Annotated in this window: 4 protein-coding genes; all 4 read left to right on the top strand. The window is 51.0% G+C overall.

Annotated features, from left to right (window positions below):
- Nucleotides 1–293: 293 nt before the first annotated feature.
- The 4 genes from umuD to ACQZQY_RS23290 all read left to right on the top strand — a co-directional run bounded on the left by umuD (nt 294) and on the right by ACQZQY_RS23290 (nt 17,497).
- Nucleotides 294–731 (top strand): translesion error-prone DNA polymerase V autoproteolytic subunit, encoded by a 438-nt coding sequence (umuD, locus tag ACQZQY_RS23305; protein WP_431297328.1) that lies wholly within the window; start codon nt 294–296, stop codon nt 729–731.
- The gene (gene umuC, locus ACQZQY_RS23300; protein WP_217203712.1) at nt 715–1,980 is read left to right on the top strand and encodes a translesion error-prone DNA polymerase V subunit UmuC; all 1,266 of its coding nucleotides are present in this window, start codon (nt 715–717) and stop codon (nt 1,978–1,980) included. Before umuD ends, umuC begins: the two co-directional genes overlap by 17 nt.
- 400 nt (nt 1,981–2,380) lie before the next feature.
- Nucleotides 2,381–3,337 carry a LysR family transcriptional regulator gene (locus ACQZQY_RS23295; protein WP_056772515.1) on the top strand — a complete coding sequence of 319 codons (957 nt, stop codon included), beginning with the start codon at nt 2,381–2,383 and terminating at the stop codon, nt 3,335–3,337.
- A gap of 267 nt (nt 3,338–3,604) precedes the next feature.
- Nucleotides 3,605–17,497 carry an autotransporter-associated beta strand repeat-containing protein gene (locus ACQZQY_RS23290; protein WP_431297327.1) on the top strand — a complete coding sequence of 4,631 codons (13,893 nt, stop codon included), beginning with the start codon at nt 3,605–3,607 and terminating at the stop codon, nt 17,495–17,497.
- The last annotated feature ends 55 nt before the right edge of the window (nt 17,498–17,552 follow it).

Here is a 17,552-nt window from a genome sequence, read left to right as displayed (position 1 = left end):
AATAAATAATGGCGTGTAAACGGATAGACTCTATGAACTGAGCTCATGAATAGGGCGTTCACCTGACAATGTCGTCATGCCGGGCACGCATGGCTGAGACTACATGGCGTCTGCCAGAGCAGGGTGCGGAAAGCGTTGCTATACGAAAAAGGCGCTGATTATCTTTTTAGTGAGATCAAGCTGATAGTCCTGCGAACGAGAGGAGCGGGGGTTTATCCACGCCGGGAGCATTGATCTGAAAATCTCATCAACTATACTGTATATAAACACAGTAATTGATGTGAGAACCCCTTATGATGCTTTACAAGATAGCCGCGCGGCAGCAAAAAACGAATATTCCTTTGTATTTAAACAATATTTCAGCAGGTTTCCCGAGCCCGGCTGCCGACTATGTCGAGAAAGGGATCGATCTGGTGGCACATCTGATCGCCCATCCTTCCTCTACGTATGTGCTTAAGGTGTCCGGGGATTCTATGCGGGACGCGGCGATTATCGATGGTTCTATGCTGCTGGTCGATTTCAGCCTCAAGCCTGCCCACAATGACATTGTTGTAGCCAGCCTCGATGGGGAATTCACCGTCAAAAGGCTGATGCTTCATCCTTTTCCGCATCTGCGCGCTGAAAATCCGGCTTATGCGCCGATCCCTCTGAATGAGGACCGAGAAGTCGAGATCGTCGGCGTGGTGACAACCGTTATCAGCATGATGCATCGCAATGTACGCGCTCGCTGATGTGAACTCGTTTTACGCGAGCTGCGAAGTGGCCTGGCGGCCCGATCTGCAAGGCAGACCCGTCGTGGTGCTTTCCAACAATGACGGCTGCGTGATCGCACTGTCTGCGGAAGCGAAAGCGCTCAACATAAAAATGGGCGCGCCATACTTCAAACAAAAAGCCATTTTTCAGCAACATAACGTGGTGGTGTTCAGCAGTAACTATGAACTTTACGGAGATATGAGCCAGCGCGTGATGGATACGCTCGAGCAGATCTGTCCGCAGATTGAAATTTATAGCATTGATGAAGCCTTTCTCGATCTTCGCGAGTTACCTCACAACACGGATTTGCACGCATTTGGCAAAAAGATACGGCAGACCGTGGGGCAGCATACCCGCCTGAAGATCGGCGTCGGCATCGCGCCGACCAAAACGCTGGCAAAACTCGCCAATTATGCTGCCAAAAAGTGGACTCAGTCCGAGGGCGTGATTGATCTGTCTGATCCCGCACGCCAGCGTAAACTGATGGCGCTTCTGCCCGTTGACGAGGTGTGGGGCATCGGGCGAAGGACATCAAAAAAACTGCATGATGCCGGTATCGATAAAGCCCTCAAACTGGCCGAATGCGACCTGGGATACATCAGGAAAAACTTTAGCGTGGTGATGGAAAGGACCGTGCGTGAACTGCGCGGAGAACCCTGTCTCGGATTTGAAGAATTTGCACCGGCTAAACAGCAAATTGTTTGTTCGCGCTCTTTCGGCACCCGGGTCAGCGCCTATCAGGAGATGCGCGAAGCCATCTGTTTTCACGCCAGCCGCGCGGCTGAAAAACTGCGTGGCGAGCATCAGTTTTGCCGGCAAATCTGCGTATTTATTAAAACCAGCCCTTTCGACAACGGCGGCATTTATTACGGCAACCTCGCCAATACCCGGCTGATGACGCCGACGCAGGATACCCGCGACATTATCTCAGCGGCGTTACGCTGCCTGGATAACGTCTGGAAAGAGGGCTACCGCTACCAAAAAGCGGGCGTGATGCTGGGTGACTTTTTCAGCCAGGGTGTGGCCCAGCTGCATTTGTTCGATGAGTCTCCGCCCCGGCCCAACAGCGATGCACTGATGACACTTTTTGATGACATCAATAAGAAAAGCAAAGGCACGCTGTGGTTTGCCGGGCAGGGCACCGACCGGCGCTGGCAGATGAAGCGCGACATGCTCTCACCGGCCTGGACCACCCGCTGGAGCGATGTGCCGACCGTGCGTGCGTGATGCGGGTGCAGCGGCCAGACGGGAGCCTGGCCGCGGAGAAAAGTCCCGTTACGCCAGTTTCTAAAACTTCTCAATAACCTCAGCTTAACTGGATAAAAAAACACGTCAGGTTCCACTGTCTGCATGAGGGTATTTGCAGATTTACTGCATCAGTGACAGGTCGAATTGCTTAAAAGTATCTCTTACTCTTTTGAATTACTTGATATTTAGCACAGCTTAATCGCATGTAAGTATTTGTGCTTTGCTCATTTCAGGCACGCGTTGTTACTATGCACTCCGTTAAGCAAACGCTCTAAAACAAAGTTAAAACCCAGCGAGCAGACTCTGCTACGCTTCACAATGAAATTCTTTGGTTTTGGACGTTTTTTTAACTACATCAAACAGGGGTTTGAGACGGCATATGGTGAATAAAGAATTTATTTCTAATATCCAAAAAATGCATGGTTTTGATTTAAATCTCCTGTTGGTTTTTGAAGTCGTGTTTACCTACAAAAGCGTCACGAAAGCCGCACAAGTTCTTAATGTGAGTCCTTCCGCGATCAGTCAGTCGCTGACCAGGCTCCGCGATTTCTTCTCTGACGCATTGTTTATCCGTAGCGGAAACGGGTTAGATGCGACAAAAACCGCAAAAGACTTGCACGTGCATTTGAACACGAACTTCAACCTTCAGCAGTTATTGGGAAGTTTGAACGATTTTTCCAACGTCATGGCAAAGAAAAAAATCGTTATTCATGCCACGCCTTATGTCGCATTGAGATTATTGCCTGCCATTTATACCGCAGTGGATAATGCAGGGCTGAATTGTGAAATTGTTCATATCAGTGCGGATTTAACCGAGAACAGCGCTGAAGATATTTTGACATACAGAAAGGCGGATATTGTATTTGATATAAAGCAAAATTATTCGTTCGCTACGATTTCAAAACATCTTTTGTCTGAAAAGGCTGTGCCTATTTGTAGAAAGAATCACCCGAGATTAGGAACGACATTAAGTCCGGAAGAGATGCAATTTGAGAAGTCTACGTTCCTGAACGTAAACTCTGATGGGCTTAAGAAAACCCAGGCTGATATTCAGAATTATTTTAGTAGTCGCAATTTTTTGTTCAGCAGCGGCTCGATGTTCGTGAATGCCAGCATTGTTGAAACGTCGGATATTGTGAGTTTTGTTCCTAAATGGTTTGCGGATAAATTCGCGACCAGCTTTAATTTTAAAGTACTCGAGTGTTTATATGAGCCTGAGCCAGTAGATTTTTATATGATATATAATAAAAAATCACTTGATGACAGTCATTTTGTAGAGCTTTTAGAAATAACCGATAGATGTAAAGAATCAAACGTATGGAACCCTGCGCAGTAAAGGAACTACTTCAAATAGTCGTTAATTACTGAAGGAATTAATCTATCGTCATCGCACGATAGATCCTTCTGTTATTCAACTCATAAATCAATCGGCAATCACTATCTTCTGTTTTGCTATCTTATTCTGTTTTATTACAGAAGGCATGTCAGCAAAAAAACAGAATAGGATCGGAATCAAATGAAAAGAAAATGTGAAAAAGTCTTTATATTAAAAAAACTATATAAAGAGTTGTCGTCTGCTTGTAAATCAATGCAGCACAACAATATGAATAATGCCTTTACTGGTTCTGAAAACATAACCCGTAATACTCTGATCAGTATTCTGGGTGGCGGCGCACTGCTTTTGGGCGGCTCTGCCTATGCTGCATCTGCCGACTGGACAGGTGCGGCTGATGACAACTGGAGTGAAGCATCAAACTGGTCATTATCATTGGTGCCAAATAGCGCAGGGACCAGTGTTAACTTTATTCATAATGATGCTGTTAAGATTGATGGAAAAACCGTTTCCCTCGGAACGGCCACCAACACGGTTGGCTCGCTTTCCATTGCGTCAACCGACATTTCCGCTATGTCGAATTTTGGCATTTCCGGCGGCACACTGAATTTCGATAATCTCGGCTCTGACTCGCTGATTTCTCTCTTAGACAGTATTAACGCGACGATTGATTCGAAAATCACCACCAGCAACAACCTGAATATTACCAATGACAGCACCTACGGCGCAAAACTGACGCTGAATGGGACGATTAATGGCGGCGGTAAAAAATTAACATTTGAAGATGGTACAAATACCAAGATCATTGTTAATGGGGCAATATCTAATGCATCTTCCGTTAATAAAGAGGGTGTGGGAAGCCTGGCTTTAAATGGCGCGAACTCCTTCAATGGTCAGTTTAATTTCAATGCCGGTATCGTTGCTGTGGGTAATAATGCCGCATTCGGAAATTCCACCATTGTTTTAGCCGACGGTGGCGATCAAGAATTCGATGTTTCATCCGGCAGTCGTACCCTTAGCAACCAGGTTACGCTTAATGACGGATTCAGCGTTGCCGGCGCAGGTAAAACGCTCAAATTAAATGCTAATGAAATCGCCACGCTGACAAAAGACTTAAATCTGGAAGCCGGTAATGGCGCAACATTAGATTTCGGATCTAATTTCGCATTGCAGGGTAGCAGTGCCATCAACAAAACCGACAAGGGCACCCTGGTACTTGAATCAAAAAATAACACCTTCTCCGGTGGCCTGAACATTCAACAAGGCGCTGTCGGCACTGGCACAGTTTCCGATACATTAACGATCGGTAATGCCAGTGGCACCAACCATATGCTCGGCACCGGCGATATTGACGTTTCGAGCGCATCTTCAATTCTGAATATTAATACCTCTGCAACAGGCAATGTCGATTTTGCAGGCAGCACCACCAAAATAACAGATGGTGCGACGATTAATGTGTTGGGCGGAGGTACGACTACATTATCTGGCGGTACTATTGATTTTGGTAATAGTGCAACCAAAGGAAGCCTTCACTCCAGCGGCTCAGTTGTTTTGGGCAATACCACTTTACTTAATAGTAATGGCGTAATACTGGATGTAGGGAAAGACCTGACGATATTGTCAGGTTCTACCAGTGTGCAATCCGGAATAGGCATCACTATGGATTCCGCCTCAGCACAGAACATTAACGGTACGGGTGCCATTACAGGCGTCGGGGCGTTGACGAAGTCAGGAAAAGGCACCCTGACTGTGCAAAGCGGAATAACCGGTTTGAGCCTTCTGTCGCTCACCGCGTTAGACGGAACTCTGGATCTGGGCACCGCCAAGATAGCCACCTCTACCGTCAATTTAGGCGGCGGTACGCTTGTCATGAATCAGGCTGATCAGATTTCCCCGTGGATGGATCTCAATTTAGTTCAGGACACTGATTCAACACTGAATTTTAACGGCTATGATCAACACTTCACCGGCGTAAACAGCGGCAATAACAGTTCACTGACCGTCAATATGGGCGGTACAGGGGGAAGCTCCAACCTGGTTGCTTTGGGTACGCTTTCCGGTGCAAGCGATGCACTGCGTATCGGTGGCTGGGAAGGCAATCTGGGTTCATCGCTGGATCATGTCACTGTTGATAACACGCTGACTGCCGATCAACTGAGTTCTGTCTGGTTCCAGGGCTTTAACCAGGGCGCAGTTCAGGTGGGTGACGAACTCCGTCCGCTTGAAAACATGACGGCAGAATGGAGCGGAGCGTCAGGAAGTTCTGTGTGGGGGGACGGCAAAAACTGGGTGGGTGGAGATACCTATAATATTCCTGACCACGCAGGTGCATCTGTCATATTTGGTGCCTCCGCAACCGGCCTCAACAGCCTGAGTTTAGGGGGCACAGCTCGTACCATTGGTTCATTAACCGTAGGTACTGGCGCAGCTACCGGTTATGCCATGACGGTTAGCGGAGAAACTCTGACTTTTGATAGTGGCGATGCTAACACGCAAGCGGCTATCACCCTGAGCGATCACGATGGTACGTTGAACTTTAACAATGTTCAGTTAAACAGCGATACAGTAGTGACCACCGACTCACAAAGGTCAATCGGGGCTGTGGGCGTTGGTTTTTACAGCGTAATGACAGGTGCCGGGCAACTGATCGTCAATGGTCTGGTAAATCTGGGCCAGAGCCTCGATTCTTCTAATTTCAGCGGCGATATCACTCTTCTTTCAAACTCTATGCTTCGACTCGCTAATTCAGTGGGCACCGGCGAGATAACAATTGAAAACGGGGCATCCATTGTTTCCAATAATATCGGGCTAGATTCGATTGCTGTCGTGGATAACGCACTGAATATCAACGGTGATTTCTCGGCGCAAAATATAGATTTCACCCATGCTCAAGATTTCAACTTAGACGGTATTGACAGAACGATCCGTGTAAATGGGCAGGTCACCTTTGAAAGCGGGACCAACTTCACCGGAAATGGCTCTCTGACGTCAGTATCCAATGGCTATGGCGGCGGAGTTTTAAACCTGGAGAGCGCCAATAATACCTTTGGCGGCGGTCTGTTTGTCACGAACACGGGAAATGCCGAGGGAGGGGTTACAACCTCATTAACCAGCGATTTGAATATCGGTCAACTGGAAGCCGGTCATAACTACCTGGGTTCCGGCAATATTACCGTGAGTAACGGCAACAAGGTCACGATAGACAGTCATGGCTATAACACCACGCTCAACGATTCAACACTGACGCTGCAAAACAACGGTGGATTGGATTATTTAGACGGCGGCACTTTCACTCTGGCCAGTGGTGTACTGGACGGCGGGACGGCGAGTAGCAAAGGAACGCTGGGCGTATCAGGGGATCTTATTTTCTCTGGCACGACGCTGGTCAATACACCCAATATCGTTATGAGCAGCGAAGATTCAAATACCATTAGCTCAACGGTTGGCGGCACAATTTCTGGTTTGGGGCATGTCTCTAAATTAGGCTCCGGCACGGTAAAAATTGATGACAGCATCACGGATTTATCTGCCATCGATCTGAATATTACCGAAGGGACAATCGAATTATCCAGGGATAACCAGATCACCTCGTCTACTAATCTGGTGCTTAATGGCGGTGCGCTGGATACCGATAACTATCAGCAAAGTTTAGGCTCATTATCCTTGCTGGATAACTCCACCATTCTGATGGATAACGGTGGAATAACCGTAGCCTCACGTAATAAAAAATCCAATGGTTGGGTCGACGGCAAGATATTAACGCTGGCAAGTTCCAGTGCCTGGGATCAGGTGGGTGGCTCGTATCTGCGCTTCGCCGCGGACCCAACGTTTACCACTAAGCAATTATCTAATGTGGCGTTTACCGGCTATGAATCCGGTGCGTATGTCTCAAACTCGCTGTATAGCGGTTACTGGACGCTATTACCGAATGGCGATGCGACCAACGAATGGAATGGCGCGACGTCAAATTCCGATTACCTCTGGAGTGATGCAGCAAACTGGCTGGCGGGTATCGTGCCTGATGCCGTCGACCAAAGTGCAACCATCCGCGATCTCGATGGCAAGTTAAATGGTAAAACCATCAAGGTCGATGGCGATTATACGTTAGGCCACCTTATGATTGAGGCGGTCGGAAAGGAAAGCTTTACGCTGGGAGGGAATGGCTCTCTTACCTTTGATGACAACAGTGACGCCATCCTGCACCACTCGGGTAATAACATCGTCACTTTCGCTGCCGATGTGCATCTGGCTGATACACTTAACTATATTGATGATGTTGCCAAAACCGTCGGTTATCTTGACTGGACGGGCGATGTCGATGGCAGCGGTGGCATCAACAAAACTGGCACGGGTACGCTGCGTATTTCCGGCGGGTCGGCAAACTCTTATACCGGCGGGTTCTTCTGGAAAGATGCCTCTGTTATTCAAATTAACGAAGACGGTTCACTGTTCGGCACCGCGGGTTTAACCTTAGGTAACGGCGCCGCCGGCACCTATACGCTTGAATCTCGTGATGGGGATCATACCGTGGACGGGCCGTTAATCATTGACGGTAATCTGGCATTACGTCGTGATACGGATGCCGGCATCATCACCACCAATGGCGGTGACCTGACATTTACGGGCTCAACAACATTAACCGCGGGTCAGCATTCCCTTGATGTCGGCTATGGAAGCCAACTGATTCTGGATGGCGATATCTCCGGCTCGGGTGGTATCAGAAACACCGGCTCCGGTACGCTGGTTCTGAATGGCGCTAATAATACCTTCACCGGTGGTGTAGTGCTCGATGGCACTAATGTGGTGGTTGCCCACGACCAGGGGTTGGGAACGGGTACGATCTCTGTCACTAATGGTTCTGTAAACCATGGGATAACCTATAACAGTACCGGTAAATCTGACTTCCTGGAGTTAAGTAATGAACTGAATTTAGCCGGCGGCATGACACTGTCAGGCAATATTAACTTCGATCACCAGGGGACCAGTATCGTTTCTAAAGTTAACGATATGGGTGCGAGTAGCGGTTCTCAGGTCGCATTTGGCAAGGACCATATTCTGGATGGTGCCGGTGGGTTTAACTTTGGTCGTATCGGTTCATACACAAACTCCGGCAGCTTCGTATTTCTGGGGCAAAACACCTTCAGCGGCGGGGTGACCCAGGCGTCTGGTCAGCTATTTGTTGGCGCGGACTCGGTTAAAGATGCTTCAGGCAATATCATTAGCGGTGCGTTGGGGACCGGTGCGTATACCTCGAACGGTGGCTGGCTGGGCTCTTACAGTGAAACCGGTGGCGGGATCACCTCTCGCCGCATGTCCAACCAGATTTACCTCAATGGCGCAAACATCGGTATTACAAGTAGTGGCGATGCCAAGACCCTGATTTGGGACACCTCAACCATCGATTTGTCATCCACGAATATGGCTTTATCGAATAACACCACCCTTTCTGTAGAGTCACAGTTTGTCGACAATCAGACGGGTAAACCCAGCCTGCTTGCGATAAGTGGTCCAGGTACTGTGGAATTAAAGAACGGCGACAATCAGATTTCAGCTGGCATTAAGGTCGGTACTTTGTCTACGTTGCTGGCTACAGCAACGGGCGATGTAACGACCGGAGCTGTCGACCAGGGTCATAATTACTTCGGTACAGGCCATCTCAATCTTGATAACGGTTTGACCAAAATTGTCACCGCAGACGGTTCTACCGTTCGCCTTTCTGGTGACGGAATGACCATGAGTAATGGTGCAAAACTGGTCATTGAGGGGGGCGCGAACACTAACACCGTGTTCGATGGTAACTCAGCCTTTACCGGTACGAATACCACAGGCTCTATCACGACCTCAGGTAAACTGATTAAGAAAGGTGCCGGCACCACCACATCTGTGGGTGCCAGGTTGATTACCCCTGAATTGCTGATTGAACCTGATGCCATTCTGTCCCTGACGAATGCCAATCTGGTCGGCGTTGTCGGAACACTCACTCTTAACGGCGGCACTCTGGCGGTGAACGGTCTTAATCAGACCTTCAGCTCAGCCTCGCAAGTGGTGCTGAACGCTGACAGCCATATCGATTTTGGTGATGGCGCCAGTATCGTTACCGTGGGTTCCCTTAATATGACCGCCGACGGAAAATATGTCGGTCGCTCAGACCTGACCTTAAACCTTGATAACTGGGACGGTAATGCCAGCTCAGGCGGCGGTGCGGATCAGTTCGTGGTGCTCAATGGCCTGACGGACAATCAGAAGATCCAAAACATCTGGTTCACCGGCGGGTATGCGCCGGGTGCGAAAACGCTGATTAACCCGAATGGCAGGATTGAACTGGTTCCAGTAGGCCTGGCGTATGTCTGGGATGATCATACTAATAACGATCTGTGGTCATCCAGCAACTGGACCGATGTCGGCTCACCAAACGGTGCTGGCGATTCGGCGGTGTTTGATAATACTGACGCAAATCTTGATGGCAGCACGATTTCTCTCGGCCGAAATACGACTATTGGGTCTATTTCGTTTGAAAGCGACCAGGGTCAGGCCTTCACGCTGAGCGGGGGCACAATCACCCTCGATAGCGGTGATGTTGATACACCAGCGCTTATTCGTGTCATGAGTAATACTGCGCCAACCATCGCTTCACAGATTCTTTTGCAAAGTAATCTGAACATCTCTGAAGTGGATGCGCTCTCGGTACTGAACTTAACCGGTACGATCAGCGGTCCGTTTGTCGGTATTACTAAATCAGGCTTCGGTACTCTGGGTCTGATGTCTGCCGATTCAAACTACACCAACGGGACAACCATTGAAGGTGGCCTGCTGCAAGTAGGTGCATCCAGTTCACTGGATCAGTATGGCCGTGTGCTGAAAGGACCTGCGGGTCTGGGGGTGTTGACCCTGGCAAGCGGCACCAGTATCGAAGCAACCGGTGGCAATCAAACCTTACATAATAGCGTGGTATTCAACGGAAACGTGGGTGTCATGGGTGCCAATACCCTGACGCTTCAAGGCTCTCAGGGGGGTGAAGGCAAAATCGCGTCGGCGACGACGTTGAACGTGGCTGATGCGGCTGGCGCACTGACATTTGGCAGTGATCTGTTGCTGACCGGCACCGAGAACCTGACCAAAACCGGTTCGGGTACGGTTAACTTCAATTCCACGGCCACCAATTTTAGCGGCAATGTTCTTGTTAATCAGGGCAGCGTCGGTATCGGCACCAATAATGGCTTTGGTCAGGGATCTGTTTCTCTGGCGAACGGCACCACTCTGGTTGCCAACACCAACGGGCTGGCGGTCGATAGTAATATTTCCCTGGCTGCAGGTACTGAGTCCATCAACAGCGGTGCTCATAATCTCACCCTGACCGGCGACATTACTGGCGCAGGTACGCTGAACAAAACCGGTAGCGGTACGCTCACTCTGGACACTGTCTCCACCTACAGCGGCGGCACATCCGTGTCCGAAGGCGCTGTGGTCATGACTAACAATGACGCAGCGGGCGCAGGCAATATCAGCATCGCATCGGGTGCAGCTCTGAATGCTAATTTCTCAGGCGATACGCTGAGCAATGTGCTGACAGGTGCCGGTACCCTGAACATCAAGGGTACTGATTTGAAGGTTGCTGCGGATAACTCCGGTTTCAGCGGTGTGCTGGACGTTAATAACAATGCTTCAGCCATCGTGAACGATGCCGTAAGCCTCGGGCAGAGCAGTGTGGCACTGAGCGGCAACGGCGAACTGACGATTGCTCCGGCAGATGCAGATTTCATCTTTGATAATCAGCTTTCTGGTTCCGGTCTGCTGACCGTTGATTTGGGGGGTACCGATCACCAGTTCAACTTTGGTGCAAACACCGGCTCAGCCTTTACCGGTACAGCGGATATCGCTCATGGTATTGCGAATCTGGATGCCAACGCATCAACCGCGTTAGCTAACGCAACGCTGAAGCTTGAAGCTGGCAGTAAAGCAACCATGACCGGTAACGTCACGGCAGGTAACACGACGCTGAACGGTGGCAGCTTGCTGACCACGATGAACTCATCAGGTGTGATCGATGGGAAAATCACCACCAATACGCTCACGCTGAACAGCGGTTCCGTGCAGCTGGATCTGGCAGCAATGAATTCTGCTGCGGGTCTGTTGCTGGCCGATGACGGTGTGACGAATCAGCTGATTGCCGCCACCACCATTGCCGGTGATGTTAAAAACCTGCAAATGGTTGACGGCAACGGCGCGGTAATGGGTGCTAACAGCGTACAAAACATTACCCAGGGTGGGAATGTTGTCGCGAAAGGCAACTACAGCGAATCTCTGGCAAGCACCGGTGCGGGCGGCAACGGACTCTACGTTTCCTACCAGCTGGATCAGGTTGATTTGCAGGATAATCAAACCCTGTCATTGAACGAAGGCGCAGCAACCAACACGGCTGCTGAACTGAAAGCCAAACTGACAGGCGCAGGTAACCTGGATATCGCGGCGACCAATGCCATCACGATTTCAGGTGTTAACAATACCTATACCGGCACGACAACCGTTTCATCCGGCACCGCGAAAGCGGGTGGCGTGAATGTCTTTGCCAGCAGCAAAGCCGTTGATGTTAAAAAGAATGCCACGCTCGATCTGAACAGTAACGCGCAGCAGCTGAACAATCTGACCGGCGCGGGTAACGTTCTGGTGTCAGCAGGATTAACCGCTAACAACACCGCAGACAGTACCTTCAGTGGTGTCCTGAACGGAACAAGTTCATTAACCAAAACCGGCAGCGGCAAGCTGACCCTTTCCGGCGACAACACGCTGGGCGGCACCACGCAGATTAATGCAGGTACCCTTGCGTTGCAGAGCAATAAATCGGTGGGTAATTCGGCGGTTTCTGTCGCTGCGGGTAGCAAACTGGATCTGGCATTTAGCAAGCTTGGCTTCAGCAACACGATTGCCGGCAACGGCACAGTGGACATTACGGGTACAGATGTTGGCCTGACGGGTGTCAATACGCTGGCAGGCATGTGGAACATCGTCGGTTCCGCGGCTGTGACTGCGATGAACAACCTCGGTACTGCGGGCGTTAACCTCAGCGGTGCTGCGAGCACACTGAATGTCACGCCGGCAGCGGGCAATATTGCCTTCGGCAACAAACTGACCGGAAACGGTACGCTGAATGTGCAGCTTGCTGACAACACGAAATCGTTTGATTTCACCTCAGCAGCGGGTAACGCCTTTGCGGGTACTGTCGACCTGAAACAAACTTCATTTGCTCTGAAGGGCGACAATACCTCAGCGTTGACCAATGCCACGCTGAAGGCCGACAAGGACGCCATTGTGACGGTCGGCAGCGGCAATCAGCAAATCGGCGGTCTGACATTTGCCGGTGGTAAAGTCATTTTCGATGCCACTATCCCGGCTCAAACCCAGGCTAACGGCATTATTACAGCCAAAAACATCGACATTAACGGTGCAGGTACCGTGCAGGTAACGACGCCAACGTTGATGCCAACGGCGCCATCCGCAGGCGGCAACACCAATATTCTGTCTCAGGATGACTCAGGTGCTATCACTAAGCTGGCCGGTGCAGGCTCCATTACCGGTGCAGGCGGCGCGCTGACGCTCGTTGATCAGAACGGCAAGGTCATCAGTAACGGGCAGTCCATTGATATCTCCAGCGGCGGCAAAAAAGTTGCAACAGGTATTTATGATTACCGCCTGAATACCGGTGATAAAAATGACGGCATGTATGTCTCTTACGCTCTGAAAAGTGTGGATGTTATCGACGGAGAGACGTTGTCTCTGACGCCTGATACCAGCGCAAGCGGTCTGGCAACAGACATGTCTGCCACCATTACCGGCAAAGGGAATCTTGATATTTCCGCCGGTGCGGGGCACACGGTGTCACTGACCAACGCGTCTAATGCTTATACCGGGAAAACAACTGTTACCACCGGTACCCTGGCAGCAGGTTCCAATAACGCATTCGGTAAGACAAGTCTGCTGGATATCGCCGCGGCGGCAACAGCAGATCTGAATGGTTACAACCAGACGGTAGGCAGCTTCAGCGGTGCGACAGGCTCTACGCTCAATGTTCACGGCGGGACATTGTCGATGACCAACGGCGGGACCTCTGACGGTGCATTAACCGGTGCAGGTCAGCTGAATGTTAATGGCGGTGATTTCTCAGTGAAAGGGGCTAACACCTCTCTGAGCTCGAATGTCTCTGTCGCTTCCGGCGCGTCTGCAACGCTAAACAACGTGGCAGGTCTGGGTAACACCGGCACCGTCACCACGGCGGGCAAACTGGAACTGAACAATGCGTCTGGCGTAATGGCGAAAAACATTGCCGGAAGCGGTTCTCTGGATCTGACGAATGGTTCAAACGTCACAGTGACCGGAACTAACACACTGTCCGGCGCGATTAACATTGCGGCTAATAACTCCGTGACGGCGTCACGTGCAGCCAACCTTGGCACAGCGACCATCAACAACACCGGCGGCTTTATTCTGGATACCGCCACCAACTGGACATTCACTAACGCCCTCACCGGTGCGGGTCTGTTCACGAAAAATGGCACAGGTAATTTGACCATCAGCCGCGCGAATAATCGCACCGGCAGTACCAACATCGCCGCAGGTAAAATGACCCTGACCGATAAAGGCGCGCTCGGAACGGGTGTGGTTAACGTCAATACCGCTGCCGGAAACAGTGCGCAAGGTCTGAACCTGGCGTTCGGCACGGCACAAGGCTTCGCCTCCACGCTGGCAGGTGCGGGTGTGACGTCAGTCACCGGCGCAGGTACAGCAACGATCACGGGCGCAAACTCTGCGTATACCGGTAACTGGAATATCAGTGGCAAAGCGGCAGTCGATGCGGCAGCCACCACGTCCGGTCAACACCTTGGGACGGGTGCCATTAATCTGGTCAGCGGCGGTGCACTGAACACGGATACCACAGGGGCATTTGCTTTCAACAATCTGCTGACCGGTAACGGCACGCTGAATGCATCGAATGCGGGTAACGCATTCTCCTTCGGCAGTGGTGCAGGCCATGCATTCGCCGGTACCGTGGCGCTGACGGATAACACCTTCAGCTTGTCTGGTGACAATACCGCCACCCTGGCCGGTGCAACATTGTCGTTAGGTGCCGGCAACGTGACCACGGTGGGCAACGGTGTGCAAAACATCGGTAACCTGACGCTGGCGGGTGGTCGCATTGATTTCAGCAACACCACCATCCCGACGGATATCGTGGCGAAAGGCAGCGTTTCAACCGGCGTACTGGATGTCACGAAAGCCTCTGAAGTGAGCATCAGTGCAGCGGCGGCGGCGCAGGTCATTAACCCGGCACCGTCAGGCACGTTGAATCTGATGTCTCAGGATGACGATGCAAAACTGAAACTCATTGACTCCACGTCAATCGCGGCAGGTTCCTCTGTGGGCAACCTGACGCTGGTCGATGCGCAGGGCAATGCGATCAGCGCAATGAACATCAATGACATCATTGAAGGCGGAAACACGGTGGCGATCGGTACTTACGATTACACCACCAGCTTCGGTGATACCAATGATGGCCTGTACGTGGGTTACGGCCTGAAGAAAGTGGATCTGCAGGCGGGTCAGTCCCTGACGTTGACGCCTGATGCCGGTGCCGCCGGTGCCGCAATGGACTTCAGCACCCAAATTACAGGTACGGGTAACCTGGCAATCAACGCTGGCGTGGGTCGTTCGTTGTCGCTCTCTAACAACATGAATGATTTCACCGGTGAAACGGTTGTTCAAACGGGCGACTTAAAACTTGCTGCAGACGATGTGTTGGGCAAAACCGCCAATCTGGCGATTGACGGGGGTGCATCGGTTGATATGAATGGCCGTTCACAAACCATCGGCGCGCTCGCTGCGTATACCGGCAGCGTACTGAATCTCGACGGGACACTGACAATTTCTGACAGCCAGCGTTCTGCGGGTGATGTATCCGGTGGATTTGCGAGCGATAACACGCTGTTCGGCAACGGTAAACTGGTTATCGATCCTTCCGTCATGAGCGTAGCGGGTACTCAGCTTGGCTTTACCGGCCAGATTGATGTCACCGACGGTTCACAACTGTTCCTCAATACCGCCGAAGCGTTTAACAATGCGCAGGGTATTACGCTGACCACTGACAGTGACAAAGTGACATTCGCTAACCTGTCAGCGCAGGACGCGTCCTGGACTTCCACACCAGATGGTATCAGCAGCGTTGGTTTCTCTGGTCTGGGTAGCGTTGAACTGCGTGATGGCTCGAATGTAGCCTTGACCGGTGACAGCTCGGCATTCGAAGGACAGTTTGATGTCGCGAAAGACTCAACGCTGACTGCTGATGAGTCGAAAAATCTGGGTACCGCAGACCTGCTGCTGGAGGGCACATTCAACGCCAACACTGAAACTGACTGGACATTCAGCAATAACGTGACCGGTAACGGTGAGTTCAACAAACTCGGTTCAGCGACGTTCATGGTGGACTCCCAACTGAGCGGTTTCAGCGGGAATACCACCGTCAGCGATGGCGTGATGATGCTGGGTAACCGCACATCATCAGCTTCAACGATGGCGGGTGACCTGAACATCAATGCGAACGGTACCTTCTCCGGTATCGGTGCGGTGAATGGCAGCGTCAATAACGAGGGTCGTATTGTTTCTTACAACGTACTGCCTCTGGTTAACGGCGGCGGTGATAGCGCAGTGTCTAACCTGACAGTAGGGTCATTGACCAACAGCGGTCTGGTGCAACTGGCCGGTCAAAATGTCGGTAACTCCCTGACGGTTAAGGGCGACCTGATTGGTGCGGGCGGTACTGTTGCCATCAATACCGTTCTGGGTAACGACGCCTCCGCGACGGATAAACTTATCCTGGATGGCGGAAAGACCACCGGCACGACCTCTCTGGCTGTCTTCAATAATGGCGGAGCAGGTGCAAAAACCGATATCGGCATTGAAGTTGTTGACGCCATCAATGGCGCAATCACGGAAAATGGTTCATTCACGCTTTCTTCACAGTCAACGGGCTATCGTTCTACCACCGGTACCCTGGCGATAGGGGCCTACGATTACGGTCTGGTGCGTGGCGGCAAAGGGGGCGATGCAGAAAGCTGGTACCTGAGCTCAACCAGCACAGAAGCTGAAGACGGTAATGAAGGTAACGAGGGTGATGACGATAAAGGCGGTGATGACGACAACAACAATAACAGCAACGCAGGTCTGCGTCCGGAAGCCGGGGTCTACGCAGGAAACATGCTGGCAGCTCAGTCAATGTTTGAAATGACGCTGCACGATCGTGAGAGCTATAACCGCTCAACCGGTCAGAACGGCGTTGAAGATGAGCATGCAAGTTGGGCGCGTGTTACCGGCAGCCACTCCTCAGGGAAAATGGCGAATGGCGCACTGTCAAACTCTGCGGATATATCTTCTGTCCAGATGGGGGTTGATCTGCTGAGCAAACCGGATACGCAGTTTGGTTCAGTGTATGCCGGTGTCATGGGCGGCTGGGGTTCTGCTAAGACCTACGCCAAAAAAGATCAAGGCAATCACATTCACGCCGATGGCTCTGTAAGTGGTTACTCAGCCGGTGTTTATGGCACCTGGTATGAGAAAGACAAAGATCTGGGCGGCGCCTATGTCGATTCATGGATGCAACACAACTGGTTTGATAACAGCGTTCATGGCTTCGGTTTACCAGAGGAATCGTATGGTTCTCAAATGGACATCGTTTCAGTGGAAACTGGCTATGCTATTAAGCTGAGTGATGATGAAAACACTAAGATTTTCGTCGAACCTCAGGGCCAGTTGAAATATTCCTCTTACCGTTCAGACAACCATACAGAAGTCGGTGGGACGAAAGTGAGTACAGAGGATGCGGAAGGTGTTACCGCGCGTGCAGGTGCCCGTCTGTATGGCGTTCATACGCTGAAAGGCGGTCAGACGATTCGACCGTTTGTTGAGGTCAACTACTGGTACACACAGAACACCGGCACAGTCGTGATGAATGACGACGCGATTAAAAGTGGAGCACCTAAATCGTACGGAGAAGTGAAAGCAGGGGTTGTCAGTGATGTGACGAGAAACCTGCAGGTCACGACGCAGGTCGGCGGGCAGTCTGGAGATAATGACTTCACCTCATTGTCCGGCCAGATCGGTATCAAATACTCCTGGTAAAGCCATTTTGTAATATCAGGAACAGTGCCCGGTTGAAATCCACCGGGTACTGTTC

The sequence above is a fragment of the Rahnella sp. PAMC25559 genome, from assembly GCF_050632365.1.
GTDB classification, from domain to species: Bacteria; Pseudomonadota; Gammaproteobacteria; order Enterobacterales; family Enterobacteriaceae; genus Rahnella; species Rahnella rivi.
This window is presented reverse-complemented; position numbering and strand designations above follow the sequence as displayed.

Coding starts and splice junctions, on each gene's coding strand:
- umuD (WP_431297328.1), top strand. CDS start 294: ATGATGCTTTACAAGATAGCCGCGCGGCAGCAAAAAACGAATATTCCT.
- umuC (WP_217203712.1), top strand. CDS start 715: ATGTACGCGCTCGCTGATGTGAACTCGTTTTACGCGAGCTGCGAAGTG.
- ACQZQY_RS23295 (WP_056772515.1), top strand. CDS start 2,381: ATGGTGAATAAAGAATTTATTTCTAATATCCAAAAAATGCATGGTTTT.
- ACQZQY_RS23290 (WP_431297327.1), top strand. CDS start 3,605: ATGAATAATGCCTTTACTGGTTCTGAAAACATAACCCGTAATACTCTG.